At 68.9% G+C, this 17432-nt stretch carries 14 protein-coding genes; all 14 read left to right on the top strand.

Features of this window, described 5'->3' with window-relative positions:
• The first annotated feature begins 161 nt into the window (after positions 1–161).
• The 14 genes from ACUTAG_RS19720 to ACUTAG_RS19655 all read left to right on the top strand — a co-directional run bounded on the left by ACUTAG_RS19720 (position 162) and on the right by ACUTAG_RS19655 (position 17416).
• Positions 162–2384: an indolepyruvate ferredoxin oxidoreductase subunit alpha gene (locus ACUTAG_RS19720; RefSeq protein ID WP_054484725.1), complete on the top strand. Its 2223-nt coding sequence runs from the start codon at positions 162–164 to the stop codon at positions 2382–2384.
• Positions 2385–2395: 11 nt separating this feature from the next.
• A complete protein-coding gene (locus ACUTAG_RS19715) occupies positions 2396–3940 on the top strand; it encodes an indolepyruvate oxidoreductase subunit beta family protein (RefSeq protein ID WP_054484536.1) in 1545 nt (514 codons plus the stop codon).
• Between the two features lie 21 nt (positions 3941–3961).
• Entirely contained in the window at positions 3962–4939 is a 978-nt protein-coding gene (locus tag ACUTAG_RS19710; protein WP_054448193.1) for a PDR/VanB family oxidoreductase, read from the top strand.
• 26 nt (positions 4940–4965) lie between these two features.
• The gene (locus tag ACUTAG_RS19705) at positions 4966–6279 is read left to right on the top strand and encodes an aromatic ring-hydroxylating dioxygenase subunit alpha (RefSeq protein ID WP_053498295.1); all 1314 of its coding nucleotides are present in this window, start codon (positions 4966–4968) and stop codon (positions 6277–6279) included.
• Positions 6276–6767 (top strand): aromatic-ring-hydroxylating dioxygenase subunit beta, encoded by a 492-nt coding sequence (locus ACUTAG_RS19700; protein WP_006388956.1) that lies wholly within the window; start codon positions 6276–6278, stop codon positions 6765–6767. Before ACUTAG_RS19705 ends, ACUTAG_RS19700 begins: the two co-directional genes overlap by 4 nt.
• A gap of 9 nt (positions 6768–6776) precedes the next feature.
• Complete coding sequence (locus ACUTAG_RS19695) at positions 6777–8408, top strand: AMP-binding protein (RefSeq protein WP_148319105.1); 1632 nt, start codon at positions 6777–6779, stop codon at positions 8406–8408.
• Positions 8405–9580, top strand: a complete 1176-nt coding sequence (locus ACUTAG_RS19690; protein ID WP_054484533.1) for a thiolase family protein — start codon at positions 8405–8407, stop codon at positions 9578–9580. Before ACUTAG_RS19695 ends, ACUTAG_RS19690 begins: the two co-directional genes overlap by 4 nt.
• On the top strand, positions 9577–10818 hold the full coding sequence (locus tag ACUTAG_RS19685; protein ID WP_054484532.1) for an SDR family NAD(P)-dependent oxidoreductase: 1242 nt from the start codon (positions 9577–9579) through the stop codon (positions 10816–10818). The genes ACUTAG_RS19690 and ACUTAG_RS19685 overlap by 4 nt, the downstream gene beginning before the upstream one ends.
• 31 nt (positions 10819–10849) lie before the next feature.
• The gene (locus tag ACUTAG_RS19680) at positions 10850–11635 is read left to right on the top strand and encodes a cyclase family protein (protein ID WP_054447005.1); all 786 of its coding nucleotides are present in this window, start codon (positions 10850–10852) and stop codon (positions 11633–11635) included.
• Positions 11636–11673: 38 nt separating this feature from the next.
• On the top strand, positions 11674–12402 hold the full coding sequence (locus ACUTAG_RS19675; protein ID WP_026382659.1) for an SDR family NAD(P)-dependent oxidoreductase: 729 nt from the start codon (positions 11674–11676) through the stop codon (positions 12400–12402).
• A gap of 163 nt (positions 12403–12565) precedes the next feature.
• Positions 12566–13714, top strand: coding sequence for an ABC transporter substrate-binding protein (locus ACUTAG_RS19670; protein WP_446650285.1), 1149 nt, complete (start codon positions 12566–12568; stop codon positions 13712–13714).
• A gap of 128 nt (positions 13715–13842) precedes the next feature.
• On the top strand, positions 13843–14883 hold the full coding sequence (locus ACUTAG_RS19665; protein ID WP_020925013.1) for a branched-chain amino acid ABC transporter permease: 1041 nt from the start codon (positions 13843–13845) through the stop codon (positions 14881–14883).
• Positions 14880–16673: a branched-chain amino acid ABC transporter ATP-binding protein/permease gene (locus ACUTAG_RS19660; RefSeq protein WP_054447006.1), complete on the top strand. Its 1794-nt coding sequence runs from the start codon at positions 14880–14882 to the stop codon at positions 16671–16673. The genes ACUTAG_RS19665 and ACUTAG_RS19660 overlap by 4 nt, the downstream gene beginning before the upstream one ends.
• Positions 16673–17416 (top strand): ABC transporter ATP-binding protein, encoded by a 744-nt coding sequence (locus ACUTAG_RS19655; protein WP_035199580.1) that lies wholly within the window; start codon positions 16673–16675, stop codon positions 17414–17416. Before ACUTAG_RS19660 ends, ACUTAG_RS19655 begins: the two co-directional genes overlap by 1 nt.
• The last annotated feature ends 16 nt before the right edge of the window (positions 17417–17432 follow it).

Here is a 17432-nt window from a genome sequence, read left to right as displayed (position 1 = left end):
AGCGTGATATTTTTTTGATTCCATGAAATTTCATCTTTTTTGTTGACAGCTAAAACGTTGACTCCTAAAGTATTTTTCAGAGCGAAATTTCGTGACATGGGCGTGCTGCGCAGCAGCATGGCTTCGGGACCCGGATGCCGGTCCGCGTGGAGGAGTTCGAGATGGCTGAAAGGTCTTTCAAGAAAGAAGTCCAGCAGTTGCGCATCGGCGCGGGCGAAGAGTTCCGCGGCGAGGGCATCCTCGCGGTCACCAAGGCGCTGCTGCAATCCGGGGTGGGCTACGTCGCGGGCTACCAGGGCTCGCCCATCTCGCACCTGATGGACGTGCTGGCCGACGCCAACGACATCCTGCAGGAACTCGGCGTGCACTTCGAGGCCAGCGCCTCCGAGGCCACCGCCGCCGCCACGCTGGCCGCCTCGGTCATGTACCCGATCCGCGGCGCGGTCACCTGGAAATCCACCGTCGGCACCAACGTCGCCTCCGACGCGCTGGCCAACCTGGCATCGGGCGGCGTCACCGGCGGCGCGCTGGTCATCGTCGGCGAGGACTACGGCGAAGGCTCGTCCATCATGCAGGAACGCTCGCACGCGTTCGCCATGAAGTCGCAGATCTGGCTGCTCGATCCGCGTCCCAACCTGGAAAGCATGGTCAAGGCGGTGGAAGACGGCTTCGCGCTGTCGGAAGCCAGCAAAACGCCAGTGATGCTGCAACTGCGCATCCGCGGCTGCCACGTGCACGGCCGCTTCATCGCCAAGGACAACCAGCGGCCGGCGTTCTCGCTGGCCCAGGCGCTGGAAAGCCCGGCGCGCGACACCAGCCGCATCGTGCTGCCGCCGGCCTCGTTCCTGCACGAGCAGGAAAAGATCAAGGAACGCTGGCCCGCCGCCATCCGCTATATCAAGGAACACAAGCTCAACGAGCACTTCGACGGCGACCAGGACGACATCGGCCTGATCCTGCAGGGCGGCCTGTACAACGGCGTGATCCGCGCCCTGCAACTGCTGGGCCTGGCGGACCACTTCGGCAACAGCCGCATTCCGCTGTATGTGATGAACGTGGCCTACCCTGTCATCGAAGACGAGGTCATCGACTTTTGCCGCGGCAAGCGCGCCGTGCTGCTGCTCGAGGAAGGCCAGCCCGATTACCTGGAACAGGCCCTGCACGCGGTGCTGCGCAAGGCCGGCGTCGATACGAAGCTGTCCGGCAAGGACGTGCTGCCGATGGCCGGCGAATACACCACCCAGGTGATGCGCGACGGCCTGCGTGAATTCCTCAAGCGCGAACGCCCCGAATCGCTGCAGACCCATCCGGCCGTGGCCGCCGACGCCGCCGCCGAAGCCACATTGCAGGTCACCGAGATCACGCGGCCCAAGCCCGCGCCGCGGCCGGCCGAGCAGCCCATCACCTTCCACAAGCACGTCGCCGAACTGGCCGCGGTGGTGCCGCCGCGCCCGGCCGGCTTCTGTACCGGCTGTCCGGAACGGCCGATCTTCTCGGCCCTGACGCTGGCGCAGGAAACGCTGGGCCAGCACCACATTTCCTGCGACATCGGCTGCCACCTGTTCTCGATTTTGCCGCCGTTCAACCTGGGCGCGACCACCATGGGCTACGGCCTGGGCGCATCGAGCGCCGCGGCCTTCAACGTGCCGGCGGCCAAGCGGCCCATCTCGATCATGGGCGACGGCGGCTTCTGGCACAACGGCCTGGCCTCGGGCATCGGCAACGCGGTGTTCAACAAGTACGACGGCGTCATCGTCATCGTCGACAACTTCTACGCCTCGGCCACCGGCGGCCAGGACATCCTGTCCTCGCGCGCCGAGAATCCGGACCGCTCCACCAACAATCCCATCGACCAGGCCGTGCGCGGCGTGGGCGTGAAGTGGGTGCGCACGCTGGACCGCACCTATGACGTCGCCAAGGTGCGCGCCACCATCGAGGAAGCGCTGACCACCGACGTCAAGGGCCCCAAGGTCATCATCGCCCAGTCGGAATGCATGCTGAACAAGCAGCGCCGCATCAAGCCGCTGTTCAACCAGGCGGTCAAGGCGGGCAAGCGCGTGATCAAGGAACGCTTCGGCGTCGACCCCGACGTCTGTACCGGCGACCATGCCTGTATCCGGCTGTCCGGCTGCCCGTCGCTGACGGTCAAGGACAGCGGCGATCCGCTCAAGGAAGATCCGGTGGCCCACGTCGAGAGCAGCTGCGTCGGCTGCGGCAACTGCGGCGAAGTGGCGCACGCCGCCGTGCTGTGCCCGTCGTTCTACCGCGCCGACATCGTCCACAACCCCAGCGGCCGCGACCGTTTCCTGGCGCGCCTGCGCCAGGGCGTGATCGGCTACCTGCAGCGCCGCCGCGAAGCGCGCCTGGCCAAATTCGCCCTGTGAGGACCCGCCCCATGAACCCGGTGGCATTGCAGCAAGGCACTCCCATCAAGATCGCCATCCTGGCCATGGGCGGCCAGGGCGGCGGCGTGCTGGCCGACTGGATCGTCGACATGGCCGAGCACGCCGGCTGGTGGGCCCAGACCACTTCGGTGCCAGGCGTGGCGCAACGCACCGGCGCCACCATCTATTACCTGGAACTGCTGCCCGAATCCGACGTAACCCGCGCCGGCCGCCCGCCGGCGCTGGCGCTGATGCCCACCCCGGGCGACGTCGACCTGGTGGTGGCGGCCGAGCTGATGGAAGGCGGCCGCGCCATCCAGCGCGGGCTGGTGACGCCCGACCGCAGCGTGCTGATCGCCTCGTCGCACCGCAGCTACGCGGTCAGCGAAAAATCGGCTCCCGGCAACGGCATCGCCGATCCCAACAAGGTGCTGGAGGCCGGCCGCGCGGCGGCCCGCCGCTTCCTCTGCTTCGACCTGCAGGACCTGGCCGACCGCGCCGGCAGCGTCATCAGCGCCAGCCTGTTCGGCGCCGTCGCCGGCAGCGGCGCGCTGCCGTTCTCGCGCGACGACTTCGAGGCCACCGTGCGCCGCGCCGGCGTCGGCGTGGACGCCAGCCTGCGCGCCTTCGCGCTCGGCTTCGAGGCCGCCGACCAGGCGCCCGCGCAGCCGGCCGCGATCGATCTGGCGCGCCCGGTCCCTGTCGTGCCCGAGCGCGCCGCCAGCCCGAGAGCGCAAGCCTTGCTCGACCGCATCACCCGCGACTTTCCCGCCTGTGCGCAGCCGATGCTGACGGCCGGCGCGCGCCGCCAGATCGAATTCCAGGACCTGGCATACGCCGAGGACTACCTGGCCCGCATGGCCGCGATCCGCGAACTGGACGCGCGCCACGGTGGCGAATCGAAACACTGGGCGCTGACCTGTGCCGCCGCGCGCTACCTGGCCACCGCCATGGCCTATGACGACGTGATCCGCGTGGCCGACCTGAAGACGCGCGGCAGCCGCTTCGAGCGGGTGCGCGCCGAGATCGGCGCCAAGCCGGACCAGCTGGTCTACACCACCGAATTCATGCATCCGCGGCTGGAGGAAATCTGCGGCACGCTGCCGGCCGGGCTGGGCCGCTGGCTGGAGCGGTCGAAGGCCTTCGGCGGTTTCGTCGAACGCCGCCTGGGCAAGGGCCGCCGCATGCAGAGCGGCACGCTGGGCGGCTTCCTGATGCTGTACACGCTGGCCGGCATGCGCCGCTTCCGCCGCCGCACGCTGCGCCACCAGATCGAATCCGAGGGTCTGACCCAATGGCTCGACCTGATCGCCAGCCTGGCGCCGCGCGACTACGACCTGGCGGTCGAAACCGTCAACTGCCGCCGCCTGGTCAAGGGCTACAGCGACACCCACGCGCGCGGCGGCGGCAAGTACCGCCAACTGATCGCGGCCGCCGCCCAACTGGCGGGCCGGCCCGATGCCGCGGCTTCGCTGCGCGCCTTGCGCCAGGCCGCGCTGGCCGACGAGAAATGCGGCCCCATGGAACGCCAACTGGCCGAGAAACTGGCCGCCTGACATCGATATAGAGACGACGCCGTGCAAACCCTGAAACTCATCGTCCGTGAAGTCCGGCAGGAATCGCCGTTGATCCGCTCGCTGCGCCTGGCGCGCGAGGACGGCGGCGCCCTGCCCGCCTTCGGCCCCGGCGCCCACCTGAAGGTCAGCGTGCCGGGCTTGCGCGAGCCGCGCTGCTACTCGCTGGTGCAGCTGGCGCCCGAGGCCGGCCGCTTCGCCGAACCCGTCGAATACCGCCTGGGCGTGCGGCTGGAAGAAGCCAGCGCGGGCGGATCGCGCCACATGCACGGGCTGGCGGTGGGGGACACGCTCAGCGTCGAAGGGCCGCGCAACGACTTCCCGCTGCACGAAGCCCCCGCCGGCGACGAGCCGGTGGTGCTGATCGCTGGCGGCATCGGCATCACGCCGGTGGCGTCGATGGCGGCGGCGCTCAAGTCCGCCAACCGCGCCTTTGAACTGCACTACAGCGGCCGCAGCCGCGACCAACTGGCCTTCCTGCCGGAACTGCAGGCGCTGGCCGGCGACGCGCTGGTGCTGCACGCCGACGATGATGCCTCCTGCCGCTTCGATCTGAAGGCGCTGCTGGACGCCGCCAGTCCACGCCAGCATCTGTACGTCTGCGGTCCCAAGGGCCTGATCGACGCCGTGATCCAGGAAGCGCGCGCGCGCCACTGGCCCGACGCCCACATCCATTTCGAACTGTTCACCAGCGCCGCGCCGCAGGCCGGCGACCAGCCCTTCGAGGTCGAGCTGCGCCAGTCCGGCCGGGTGCTGACCATTCCCGCCGACAAGACCATCGTCGAGGTGATGGAAGAAGAAGGCTGCGACCCGATGTACGACTGCAAGCGCGGCGAATGCGGCGTTTGCCAGGCCACCGTGCTGGAAGGCGAGCCGGACCACCGCGACTACTACCTGTCGGACACCGAGAAAGCCAGCGGCAAGATCATCCAGATCTGTATCTCGCGCGCCAAGTCGGCGCGCCTGGTGCTGGACCTGTAGGCCGGGCGCGAGAAGAGGAGACCACGATGGCCAAATACCGCGACAACCCCGATGCCATCCGCGCCTTGCTGCGCGAGACCGAGGTGCACAAGGACCTGTTCATCGACGATGAACTGTTCGACCTGGAGATGGAACGGCTGTACGCCAACACCTGGGTCTACGTCGGCCACGACAGCCAGGTGCCCAACCCCGGCGACTACATCACCACCACCGTCGGCAACCAGCCGGTGGTGATGGTGCGCCACAGCGACCGCTCGGTGCGCGTGCTGCACAACCGCTGTCCGCACAAGGGCACCATGGTGGCGGGCGACGCCTGCGGCAACACCGGCAAGTTCTTCCGCTGTCCCTATCACGCCTGGACCTTCAAGACCGACGGCAGCCTGCTGTCGATCCCGCTGAAAAAGGGCTACGAGAACACCGGCCTGGAGCAGTGCGAGGCCAGCCAGGGCATGGCGGCGGTGAAAGACGTGCGCAACCACCGCGGCTTCGTGTTCTGCCGCCTGAATCCCGTCGGCCAGTCGTTCGAGGATTTCTTCGGCGACGCCCTATCGACGCTGGACAACATGGTCGACCGCTCGCCCGAGGGCCGGCTGGAAGTGGCCGGCGGCGTGCTGCGCTACATGCACCGCTGCAACTGGAAGATGCTGGTCGACAACCAGACCGACACCTGCCACCCGATGGTGGCGCACGAATCATCGGCCGGCACCGCGGTCAAGGTCTGGGAACAGGCCCCGGCCGGCACGCCCAAGCCGATGGCGGTGGAACTGTTCGCGCCGTTCATCTCGCCGTATGAGTTCTTCGAGAACATGGGCATCCGCGTCTGGGAAAACGGCCACGGCCATACCGGCGTGTCCGACTCGATCCATGCCGCGTATTCCGGCATTCCCGGCTACTGGGAGTCCATGGTCGCGGCCTACGGCGAGGAGCGCGCCCGCCAGATCCTGGGCGACGTGCGCCACAACACCGTGTACTTCCCCAACATCATGGTCAAGGGCCCGATCCAGACCCTGCGCGTGTTCAAGCCGATCGCCGCCGACCGCACCCTGGTGGAGTCGTGGACCTTCCGCCTGGTCGGCGCGCCCGACCTGCTGCTGGAACGCACCCTCATGTACAACCGCCTGATCAACGCGCCCACCTCGGTGGTCGGCCACGACGACCTGGAGATGTACGAGCGCGCCCAGGACGGCCTGCAATCGCGCGCCCGCGACTGGGTCAACGTCGGCCGCCTGTACGACCCGGCCGAGCTCGGCCAGAAGAACGTCACCACCAACGGCACCAACGAATGGCAGATGCGCAACCAGTACCGCGCATGGGGCCGCTACATGACGGAGCAGGCATGAGCTTGAGCGACCGCGACCTGATCGATTTCGTCTACGCCGAGGCGCGCCTGCTCGACGAGCTGCGCTTCGAGGACTGGCTGGATCTGTACACCGAGGACGGCCACTACTGGATGCCGCTGGCCCACGGCCAGACCGACGCCCGCCTGCACGCCTCGCTGATGTACGAGGACAAGCTGCTGCTGCGCGTGCGGGTCGAGCGCCTGGCGGGCCAGCGCACCTTCTCGCAGCAACCCAAGAGCCGTTGCCATCACCTGCTACAGGCGCCCACGGTAGAACGCGACCATCCCGACTCGGCGCCCGGGCAGGGGCGCCATGTGGTGCGCACTGCCTTCCACTACGTCGAAACGCGCCAGGACGCGCAGACCCTGTACGCCGGCTGGGCCACGCATCATCTGGTCGAGCAGGACGGCGCGCTGCGCATCCGCCTCAAGCGCGTCGACCTGGTGAACTGCGACGCCGCATTCGGCAACATCCAATTGTTCATGTAGGAGCGGCTTGTGAGCCCCACCGTCCACCAGGCTTTTCTGGACACCGCGGCCCGGCATGGCGCCCGGCCCTTCCTGTGCATCCTGCCGGAAACCGCCGGCATCTATGGCATCGGCGCCGGCGAGCTGACCTACGCCCAGGCGGCCAGCGCCATCGAGACGCTGCGCGCGGCCTATGCCCGCGCCGGCTACGGCCACGGCCACCGCGCCGGCCTGCTGCTGGAAAACCGTCCCGCCTTCTTCCTGCACTGGTTCGCGCTCAACGCGCTGGGCGTGTCGGTGGTGCCGATCAATCCCGACCTGCGCGCGGCCGAACTGGAGTATCTGACCGGCCATTCCGAAATCGCGCTGGCCGTCGCCCTGCCCGAGCGCCACGCCGACCTGTTGTCCGCCGCCGAGCGCGCCGGCCGGCCGCTGCGCGTGATGGGGCCGGACGACGCCCCGCCCGCCGCGCCCTTCCCCGCGCCGCTGGCGGGCGAGCCGGATGAACTGACCGAGTGCGCGCTGCTGTACACGTCCGGCACCACCGGCCGTCCCAAGGGCTGCATCCTGCCGAACCGCTATTCTCTGCACGCGGGCGGCTGGTACGCCCGCATCGGCGGCCTGGCCGCGCTGCGCCCCGGCGAGGAACGCATGCTGACGCCGCTGCCGCTGGTGCACATGAACGCCATGGCCTATTCCGCCATGGCCATGGTGTTGACCGGCGGCTGCCTGATTCCGCTGGACCGCTTCCATCCCAAGACCTGGTGGGACAGCGTGCGCGACTCGGGCGCCACCGTGCTGCACTACCTGGGCGTGATGCCGGCGATCCTGATGAAGGCCGAACCCTCGGCCCGGGACAGGCAGCCGGCCATCCGATTCGGTTTCGGCGCGGGCGTCGACCGCAAGCTGCACCAGCCCTTTGAGGAACGCTTTGGTTTTCCGCTGCTGGAAGCCTGGGCCATGACCGAAACCGGCGCCGGGGCCGTCATCATCGCCAACCAGGAGCCGCGCCACATCGGCAGCAGTTGCTTCGGCCGCGAAGAGGACGACGTAGAGGTGCGCATCGTCGCCGACCACGGCGGCGAGGCCGCGGCCGGCGAGCCGGGCGAGCTGCTGGTGCGCCATGCTGGCGATGACCCGCGCTACGGCTTCTTCGCCGGGTACCTGAAGGACGCCGAGGCCACTTCGCAGGCCTGGGAGGACGGCTGGTTCCACACCGGCGACATCGTGCGCCGCGAGGCCGACGGCGCGCTGCGCTTCGTCGACCGCAAGAAGAACGTGATCCGCCGCAGCGGCGAGAACATCTCGGCCGTGGAAGTCGAAAGCGTGCTGCTGCAGCATCCCCTGGTCAAGGCCGTGGCGGTGGCCGCCGTGCCCGACCCGGTGCGCGGCGACGAGGTGCTGGCCTGCGTGGTGGCGGAAACCGCGCCCGCCGACGCCGCCGCCCGCGCCGACGCGGCCCGCGACATCGTCCAGTGGAGCCTGCAACAGCTGGCCTATTACAAGGCGCCCGGCTACGTCGCCTTCGTCGACAGCCTGCCGCTCACCACCACCAACAAGATCCAGCGCGGCGAAATGAAGGCGCTGGCGCCGACCCTGCCAGGCACGGCCAGCTGCGTCGACACCACCGCCATGAAGAAGCGCCAGGAGTCCGCCCGATGAGTACGCCGCGCGCCCGCTACGACGGCGTGGTGGCGGCCCTGCCCGTCAGCATTCCGTATGAGCGCTACTCCACCCATGCCGCGCATTGGTGGCTGGGCCGCGCGCTGGGCGCGCTGATCCGCCAGGCCGGCATCGCCAAGACCGACGTCGACGGCCTGTGCGTGTCCAGCTTCACGCTGGCGCCGGACACCGCCGTGGGTCTGACGCAGCACCTGGGCATGAGCCCGCGCTGGCTCGACCACATCCCCATGGGCGGCGCCAGCGGCGTGGCCGCGCTGCGCCGCGCCGCCCGCGCGGTGCAGGCGGGCGACGCCGGCATCGTCGCCTGCATCGCGGGCGATACCAACCAGGTCGACTCGTTCCGCAACACCGTCAGCCAGTTCTCGCGCTTCGCTCAGGATGCCGTCTACCCCTATGGCGCCGGCGGCCCCAACGCCAGCTTCGCGCTGCTGACCGCGCACTACATGCGCAGCACCGGCGCCACCCGCGAGGACTTCGGCAAGGTCTGCGTGGCGCAGCGCGACAACGCCCTGCGCTATCCGCACGCGCTGATGAAAAAGCCGCTGACCCTCAAGCAATACCTGGACGCGCGCGTCATCACCGACCCGATCCACCTGTTCGACTGCGTCATGCCCTGCGCTGGCGCCGACGGCTTCCTGGTGATGAGCGAAGACCGGGCCCGGGCGCTGAACCTGCCCTACGCCCGCATCCTGTCCACCATCGAGCGCCACAACGCCTGGATCGAAGATCCGATCCAGACCCGCGGCGGCTGGACCATGGACATCGACGAACTCTACGGCATGGCGGACGCGGCCCCGGCCGACATGGACTTTCTGCAAGCCTACGACGACTACCCGGTCATCAACCTGATGCAGATGGAAGACCTGGGCTTCTGCGCCAAGGGCGAGGCGCCGCAATTCGTGCGCGCCAACACCTTCACCGTCGACGGCAGCTTCCCGTTCAACACCAACGGCGGCCAGCTGTCGGTGGGCCAGGCCGGCGCCGCCGGCGGCTACCTCGGCATGGTCGAGGCGCTGCGCCAGCTGACCGGCACGGCCGGCGGCACCCAGGTGGCCGACGCGCGCCTGGGCCTGGTCAGCGGCTTCGGCATGATCAACTACGACCGTGGGCTGTGCACCGCCGCGGCCATCCTGGCCAGGAGCGACGCATGACCGAGCCGCTAGCCAAGCCGCCGCGCAAGAATCCCGTGGCGCGCACGCGCCAGCCGACCCTGCCGCCGGGCGCCCGCAGCCGCGCCGCCCTGGGCCTGACGGCCGCGGCCGCCGAAGGCCGCTTCGAACTGCAGACCTGCGCCGATTGCGGCGCGGTGCAGTACCCGCCGCGCGAAGTCTGCGGCCATTGCCTGTCGGAACGCCTGCCGTGGCGGCCGGTGGACCCGCATGGGGAACTGCTGGTCAGCACCACCCTGCACCACAGCAACGACCTCTATTTCCGTGAACGCCTGCCGTGGCGGGTGGGCACGGTGCGCATGGACGCCGGCCCGTCGGTGGTGGCGCACGTGCACCAGGATTGCGCCGACGGCGCCCGCGTGCGGCTGGCGCTCAAGCTCGACCGCGGCGGCCAGGCCGTGATGATCGCCCTGCCCGAAAGGAATACGCCCCATATGGAAGACGACAAGACCCTGCGCGAGACCTCGTGCGATCCGAAATTCCGCCGGGCGCTGGTCACCGACGGCAAGTCGGCGGTGGGCCAGGCGGTGGCGCGCGCCCTGCTCGACGCCGGCTGCCCGACCGTGTTCCTGGGCGACCCGCAGGCCTGGCGCCGCGACGCCGCCTTCGACGCGCTGGCGGCCGATCCGCGGGTGCAGGCGCTGGCGCTGGACGTGACCGACAGCGACTCGGTCGAGCGCGCCGCGGCGTCGATCGGCGGCAAGGTCGAGATCCTGGTCAACACCGCCGACCTGGAACGCGAAGGCGGCCTGCTCGGCCGCAAGGACGTCAACACCGCGCGCGACGCCCTGGACGTCAACGTGCTGGGCCTGATGCGGCTGGCGCAGGGCTTCGGCCCGGCGCTGTGCGGCCGCGCCGCCGACGGCGTCAACAACGCCACGGCCTGGGTCAACGTGCTGTCGATCTACGCCCACCTCAACCTGCCGGCGCGCGGCATGTGGTCGGCCTCCAAGGCCGCCGCGCTGTCGCTGGCGCAATGCCTGCGCGCCGAAATGCGGCCGTCCGGCGTGCGGGTGGTGAACGTGTTCCCCGGCCCAGTCGACCACGAATGGGAGCAGCGCACGCCGCCCCCGCGCGTGGCGCCCGCGGCCATCGCGAGCGCCATCGTGCGTGCGCTGAAGGATGGCGTCGAGGACGTGTACGTCGGCGACGTGGCACAGGAATTCCGCGCGCGGCTGGCGGAGAACCCCAAGGGACTGGAACGGGAACTGGGCGCCTGACGCCCCGACACGAAAACCAAAGGAGCAACAGATGAGCCAACCCATACTTGCCCAATTCATGACCGAACTGGTGTCGGGCCGCATCCGCCTGGTGGACCTGACCGAGACGCTGACGCCCGAATTCCCCACCATCGTGCTGCCGCCGGAATTCGGCCAGGCCTGGCCGTTCCGCATCGAGGAAATCTCGCGCTATGACGAGCGCGGCCCAGCCTGGTACTGGAACAATTTCTCGTGCTCCGAGCACACCGGCACCCACTTCGATGCGCCGGTGCACTGGGTCACCGGCAAGGACCAGCCCGACAACACCGTCGACACCATCCCGGTGGAGGCCTTCATCGCCGGCGCCTGCGTCATCGACTGTTCGGCCGAGGCGCGCGACAACCCCGACTTCCTGCTGACCATCGACTTCGTCAAGAAGTGGGAGGAACAGCATGGCCGCATCCCGGCCCGTTCCTGGGTGCTGATGCGCACCGACTGGTCCAAGCGCGCCAAGCCGGCCGAATACCTGAACATGCGGGAAGACGGCGCCCACTCGCCCGGCCCCGACGCCGAGGTGGTGCCATGGCTGATCAAGGAACGCGACGTGCACGGCTTCGGCACCGAGTCGGTAGGCACCGACGCCGGCCAGGCCCATCACCTGAATCCGCCCTACCCCTGCCATTACTTCATGCACGGCAACAACCGCTACGGCCTGCAGTGCCTGACCAACCTGGACCAGTTGCCGCCGACCGGCGCGGTGATCTTCTCGGCGCCGCTCAAGATCCGCAGCGGCTCGGGCAGCCCGCTGCGGGTGCTGGCGCTGGCGCCGCGCGCCTGAGCGGCCGCCAAGAACAACAGAACACAGGGGGATTCACCATGACGCAAACCAACGTCGCCATCGTCACCGGCGGCAGCGCCGGCATCGGCGCCGAAATCTGTCGCAGCATGCTCGACGCGGGCTACGAGGTGATCTCGATGGCGCGCCGCGCCGCCGACTTCAGCCACCCGCGCCTGCACAACGTGCAGGTGGACCTGCTGGACGCCGACGCCACCGCCCAGGCGGGCGCCGAGATCGCGGCGCGCTTTCCGGTCAGCCACGTCATCCACAACGCCGGCGTCATCTGGCCCAACCTGCTGCCGCAGGTGACCCAGGAGGAACTGCACGGCCTGACCCAGATCCACCTGGGCGCGGCCATCAGCCTGGTGCAGGCGGCCTTGCCCGGCATGCAGGAACGCCATTTCGGCCGCATCGTCATGATGTCCTCGCGCGGCGCGCTGGGCCTGCCCACCCGCACCGCCTATTCGGCCACCAAGGCCGGCATGGTCGGCATGGCGCGCACCTGGTCGCTGGAACTGGCCCCCTTTGGCATCACCGTCAACGTGGTGGCGCCCGGCCCGATCCAGACCGACATGTTCTACGAAGTGATCGAACCCGGCAGCGAACGCGAAAAGCAGCTTGCCAACGGCATCCCGGTCAAGCGCCTGGGACGCTCGGACGACGTGGCGCGGGCGGTGATGTTCTTCGCCGACCCCGCCAACAGCTTCGTCACCGGCCAGACGCTGTTCGTCTGCGGCGGCGCCAGCGTCAGTTCCATCACCATCTGACCGGCGTCCCACGCATCCGCTTCGGGTTTTGACGGATAGGTAAGCACGCAGACCGCGTCTACAGTGCAGTGCCAGAAAGTTGAAACCAAAAGCAATTTCCGCGGTATCCGTTTTCTCCGTTTTCCAGCCGCACCCACTCTGCCCCCTATCCGGAGGTTTTGCCATGCTGTCGAAGAAACTCCCCCTGGCCGCCGCCGTGCTGGCCACGCTGGTCTCCCTGCCCGTCCTGGCCCAGGTCAAGGTCGGCGTGGTCACCTCATCCACCGGCCCCACCGCGCTGGTCGGCATCCCGCAAAAGAACACCGTGCCGCTGCTGCCCAAGAAGATCGGCGACCTGACCGTGGAATACATCTCGCTGGACGACGCCAGCGATTCCACCAACTCGGTCACGGCCTTCAAGAAGCTCATCACCGAACAGAACGTGGACGCCCTGATCGGGCCGTCGGGCTCGCCCAACGCCATGGGCGTGATCCAGTTCGCCGCCGAGGCCGGCGTGCCGATGCTGGCGCCGGTGGGCACCGCCGCCGTGGTGCTGCCGATGAACGAGCAGAAGAAGTGGGTCTTCAAGACCACCCAGAACGATGACATCATCGCCCGCGCGCTGGTCGACCACATGGCCAAGAGCGGCATCGAGACGGTCGGCTTCATCGGCCTGAACGATCCGTATGGCGAGAACTGGTACAAGGTGTTCTCCGGCCTGGCGGCCGAAAAGGGCATCAAGATCACCGCCAACGAACGCTACCTGCGCTTTGACAGCTCGGTCACCGGCCAGGCGCTGAAGATCCTGGCGGCCAAGCCCGACGCCGTGCTGGTGGCCGCCCCCGGCGCCGCCAGCGTGCTGCCGCAGGCGACGCTGTTCGACCAGGGCTACAAGGGCAAGTTCTACCAGACCCACGGCGCCGCGCTGCCCGACTTCCTCAAGCTCGGCGGCAAGAAGGTCGAAGGCACCGTGCTGGCCGCCAGCCTGATGCTGGTGCTGCCGGAAATGCCCGACAGCAACCCGTCCAAGAAGGTCGCCAGCGACTACATCGCCGCCTACGAAAAGCTCAACGGCTCCAAGCCCGCCACCTTCGGCGCCAACGTCTACGACGCCGGCCTGCTGCTGGAGAAGGCCATTCCGCTGGCCGAAAAGGCCGGCAAGCCGGGCACCAAGGAGTTCCGCAGCGCGCTGCGCGACGCGCTGGAACAGACCCGCGAGCTGGTCGGCACCCAGGGCGTCTACAACATGAGCGCCGCCGACCACAGCGGCTTCGACGACCGCGGCCGCGAACTCATCACCGTCAAAGACGGAAACTGGACGCTAGTGAAGTAAAGCCTCCTCTTGAACGCAGCCCCATCGAGATGCCGCGGCGCCGGCTTTGCCGGTCCGCAGGCATGCCCCCTGGGGGGAGGCGCGCAGCGCTTCGGGGGGTGATATTTGTCCGTTATCCGGAAGTACCGATGAATGCTCAGATCGCCCTGATACTCGGGCAGGATGGCATCACCAACGGCGCCATTTACGCGCTGCTGGCCTTGTCCATCCTGCTGGTCTTTACCGTTACCCGCGTGCTGTTCATCCCCCAGGGCGAGTTCGTCGCCTTCGGCGCGCTCACCATGGCCGCGCTGCAGGCCGGCAAGCCGGTGCTGCTGGTGTGGCTGCTGCTGGCGTTCGCGCTGGCCGAGGCCGTGGCCGACCTGATGGCGCGCGCCAGGCGGCCGGGACGCCGCGCGCCGCTGTGGCGCATCATCGCCAAGGTGGCGTATCCGCTGCTGCTGGCCGCGCTGTTCTACCGCCTGCCGCTGGCGCAGCTGCCGATGGCCGTGCAGGCGCTGCTGACGCTGCTGCTGGTAGTGCCGATGGGCCCGCAGCTGTACCGCCTGTTCTACCAGCCGATCGCCTCGGCCTCGACGCTGGTGCTGCTGATCGTGTCGATCGCCGTACACCTGGCGCTGGTCGGCCTGGGCCTGCTGGCCTTCGGCGCCGAAGGCGCGCGCACCGCGCCGTTCAGCGACGCCAGCCTGGCGTTGGGCCCGGTCAACGTCAACAGCCAGGCGCTGTGGGTGGTGGCCGTGTCGGCGCTGCTGATCGTGGTGCTGTACCAGTTCTTCGAGCGCTCGATGTACGGCAAGGCCTTGCGCGCGGCCGCCTTCAACCGGCTCGGCGCGCGCCTGATGGGCATTTCGCCGGTGTTCGCCGGCAAGGCCACGTTTTTCCTGGCGGCGCTGATCGGCACCGTCTCGGGCATCCTGATCGCGCCCATCACCACCATGTATTTCGATTCCGGCTTCATGGTCAGCCTGAAGGGCTTCGTCGGCGCCATCATCGGCGGCCTGGTGAGCTACCCGCTGGCCGCCGCCGGTGCCGTGCTGGTCGGCCTGATCGAGGCCTTCTCCTCGTTCTGGGCCAGCGCCTACAAGGAGATCATCGTCTTCACGCTGATCATCCCCGTGCTGCTCTGGCGTTCCCTGAAAAGCCACCACGTCGAGGAAGAAGAAGAATGACCCCGCGCCACCTCGTCCTCGTGTTCCTGGCGCTGCTGGCGGCCGCGCCGCTGGCGTTGCCGCCGTTCTACGTCACCCTGCTGAACTACATCGGCCTGTATGCCATGGTGGCGCTGGGGCTGGTGCTGCTGACCGGCGTGGGCGGCCTGACCAGCTTCGGCCAGGCGGCCTTCGTCGGCGTCGGCGCCTACACCACCGCGTTGCTCACCACCCGCGCCGACGCCCTGCCCGCCTGGCTGGCGTGGTTGGGCGCCTCGCCCTGGCTGACGCTGCTGGCAGGCCTGCTGCTGACGCTGGTGGTGGCCTACCTGCTGGGCGCCATCACGCTCAAGCTGTCCGGCCACTTCCTGCCGCTGGGCACCATCGCCTGGGGCCTGTCGCTGTACTTCGCCTTCGGCTCGGTCGAGGGCCTGGGCGGCCACACCGGCATCCCCGACGTGCCCGCCATCAACCTGTTCGGCTGGTCGCTGACGCAGGGCGATGAGATCTACTACCTGATCTGGGCCTTCCTGCTGGTGGCCATGTGGTCGACCAGCAACCTGCTCGACTCGCGCGAGGGCCGCGCCATCCGCGCCCTCAAGGGCGGCCGCGTCATGGCCGAATCGATGGGCGTGGACACGGCGCGCTCGCGCATGGTGATCTTCATCATCGCCGCGCTGCAGGCCTGCGCCTCGGGCTGGCTGTACGCGCACATGCAGCGCTTCGTCAATCCGAATCCGTTCGGCCTGCAGATGGGCATCGAGTACCTGTTCATGACCGTCATCGGCGGCGCCGGCCAGGTGTGGGGCGCGCTGGTCGGGGCCGGCGTGTTCACGGTGCTCAAGCAGTGGCTGCAGGACTGGCTGCCCAAGCTGCTGGGCCAGACCGGCAACTTCGAGGTGATCGTGTTCGGCTTCGGCATGGTGCTGTTGCTGCACCGCTTCCGCGGCGGCCTGTGGCCGGTGCTGGCGCGCTGCGTGCCGGTGCGCAGGCGCCAGCGCCAGATCGACAGCCAGGCCGAGCCGCTACCGCGCAAGCCCATGCCGCCGCGCGGCGAAGTGGTGCTGAAGGCGGTCGACGTGACCCGCAAGTTCGGCGGCCTGGTCGCCAACAACGCCATGAACCTGGAGATCCGCGCCGGCGAGATCCTGGCGTTGATCGGCCCCAACGGCGCCGGCAAGAGCACCATGTTCAACCAGATCTCGGGCGTGGACACACCCACATCGGGCCAGGTCACGCTGCTGGGCCAGCCAGTGGCCGGCGCCGGCGCGCGCCGCATCGCCCGCCTGGGCCTGTCGCGCACCTTCCAGCACGTGCGGCTGCTGGGCCGCATGAGCGTGCTGGAGAACGTCGCCATCGGCGCCCACCTGCGCGGCCATCGCGGCGTGCTGCCGGCGGCCTGGCGCCTGGACCGCGCCGAGGAGGCCCGCCTGCTGGCCGAGGCCGCGCGCCAGGTCGAGCGCGTCGGCCTGGGCAAACACCTGCACGACGAGGCCGGCTCACTGGCGCTGGGCCAGCAGCGCATCCTGGAGATCGCGCGGGCGCTGGCGTCGGATCCCTGCATTCTGCTGCTGGACGAACCGGCCGCCGGCCTGCGCTACCAGGAAAAATGCGAACTGGCCGAGCTGCTGAAAAAGCTGCGCGCCGAGGGCATGGCGATCCTGCTGGTGGAACACGACATGGATTTCGTGATGGGCCTGGTGGATCGCGTGGTGGTGATGGACTTCGGCGAAAAGATCGCCGAGGGCCTGCCGGCGGAGATCCAGCACAACCCCGCGGTGCTGGAAGCCTATCTGGGCGGAGTGGAATGATGAGCGCGAAACTGCTGGAAGTGCGCGACCTGCGCGTGGCCTACGACAAGGTCGAGGCCGTCTCGGGCGTCAGCCTGTCGGTGGACGAAGGCAAGATCGTGACCGTGATCGGCCCCAACGGCGCCGGCAAGACCACGCTGCTGTCGGCCATCATGGGCGTGCTGCCCTCGCACGGCGAGATCGTGTTCGGCGGCAAGCGCCAGGAACACGCCGAGATCGAGGAAATGGTGGCGGCCGGCATGAACCTGGTGCCGGAAAAACGCGAGCTGTTCGCCGAGATGTCGGTGGAAGACAACCTGATGCTGGGCGGCTTCGACCGCTTCCGCCGCGGCCTGCGCGACCAGGACCAGACGCTGGCCGAGGTCTACGACCTGTTCCCGCGCCTGCGCGAACGCCGCGCGCAGTTGTCGGGCACGCTGTCCGGCGGCGAACGCCAGATGCTGGCGGTGGGCCGCGCGCTGATGGCCAAGCCGCGCCTGCTGATGCTGGACGAGCCCAGCCTGGGCCTGGCGCCGCGCATCGTGCGCGAGGTGTTCCGCATCGTCGAGCAGTTGCGCGGCATGGGCGTGTCGATCCTGCTGATCGAACAGAACGCGCGCGCCGCGCTGCAGGTGGCCGATTACGCCTACGTGCTGGAGACCGGCGCGGTCACCCTCGAAGGCCCGGCCGCGCAGGTGGCGGAGGACCCGCGCGTGGTCGAGGTGTACCTGGGGTTGGGGCACGCCACGGCGGCGTCGGCGTAGCCGCGGCCAAGCGGAC

The sequence above is a fragment of the Achromobacter sp. CSND-B12 genome (assembly GCF_052906545.1).
The sequence above is the reverse complement of the archived record's forward strand: the minus strand, read 5'-3'. Positions and strand labels throughout refer to the sequence as shown.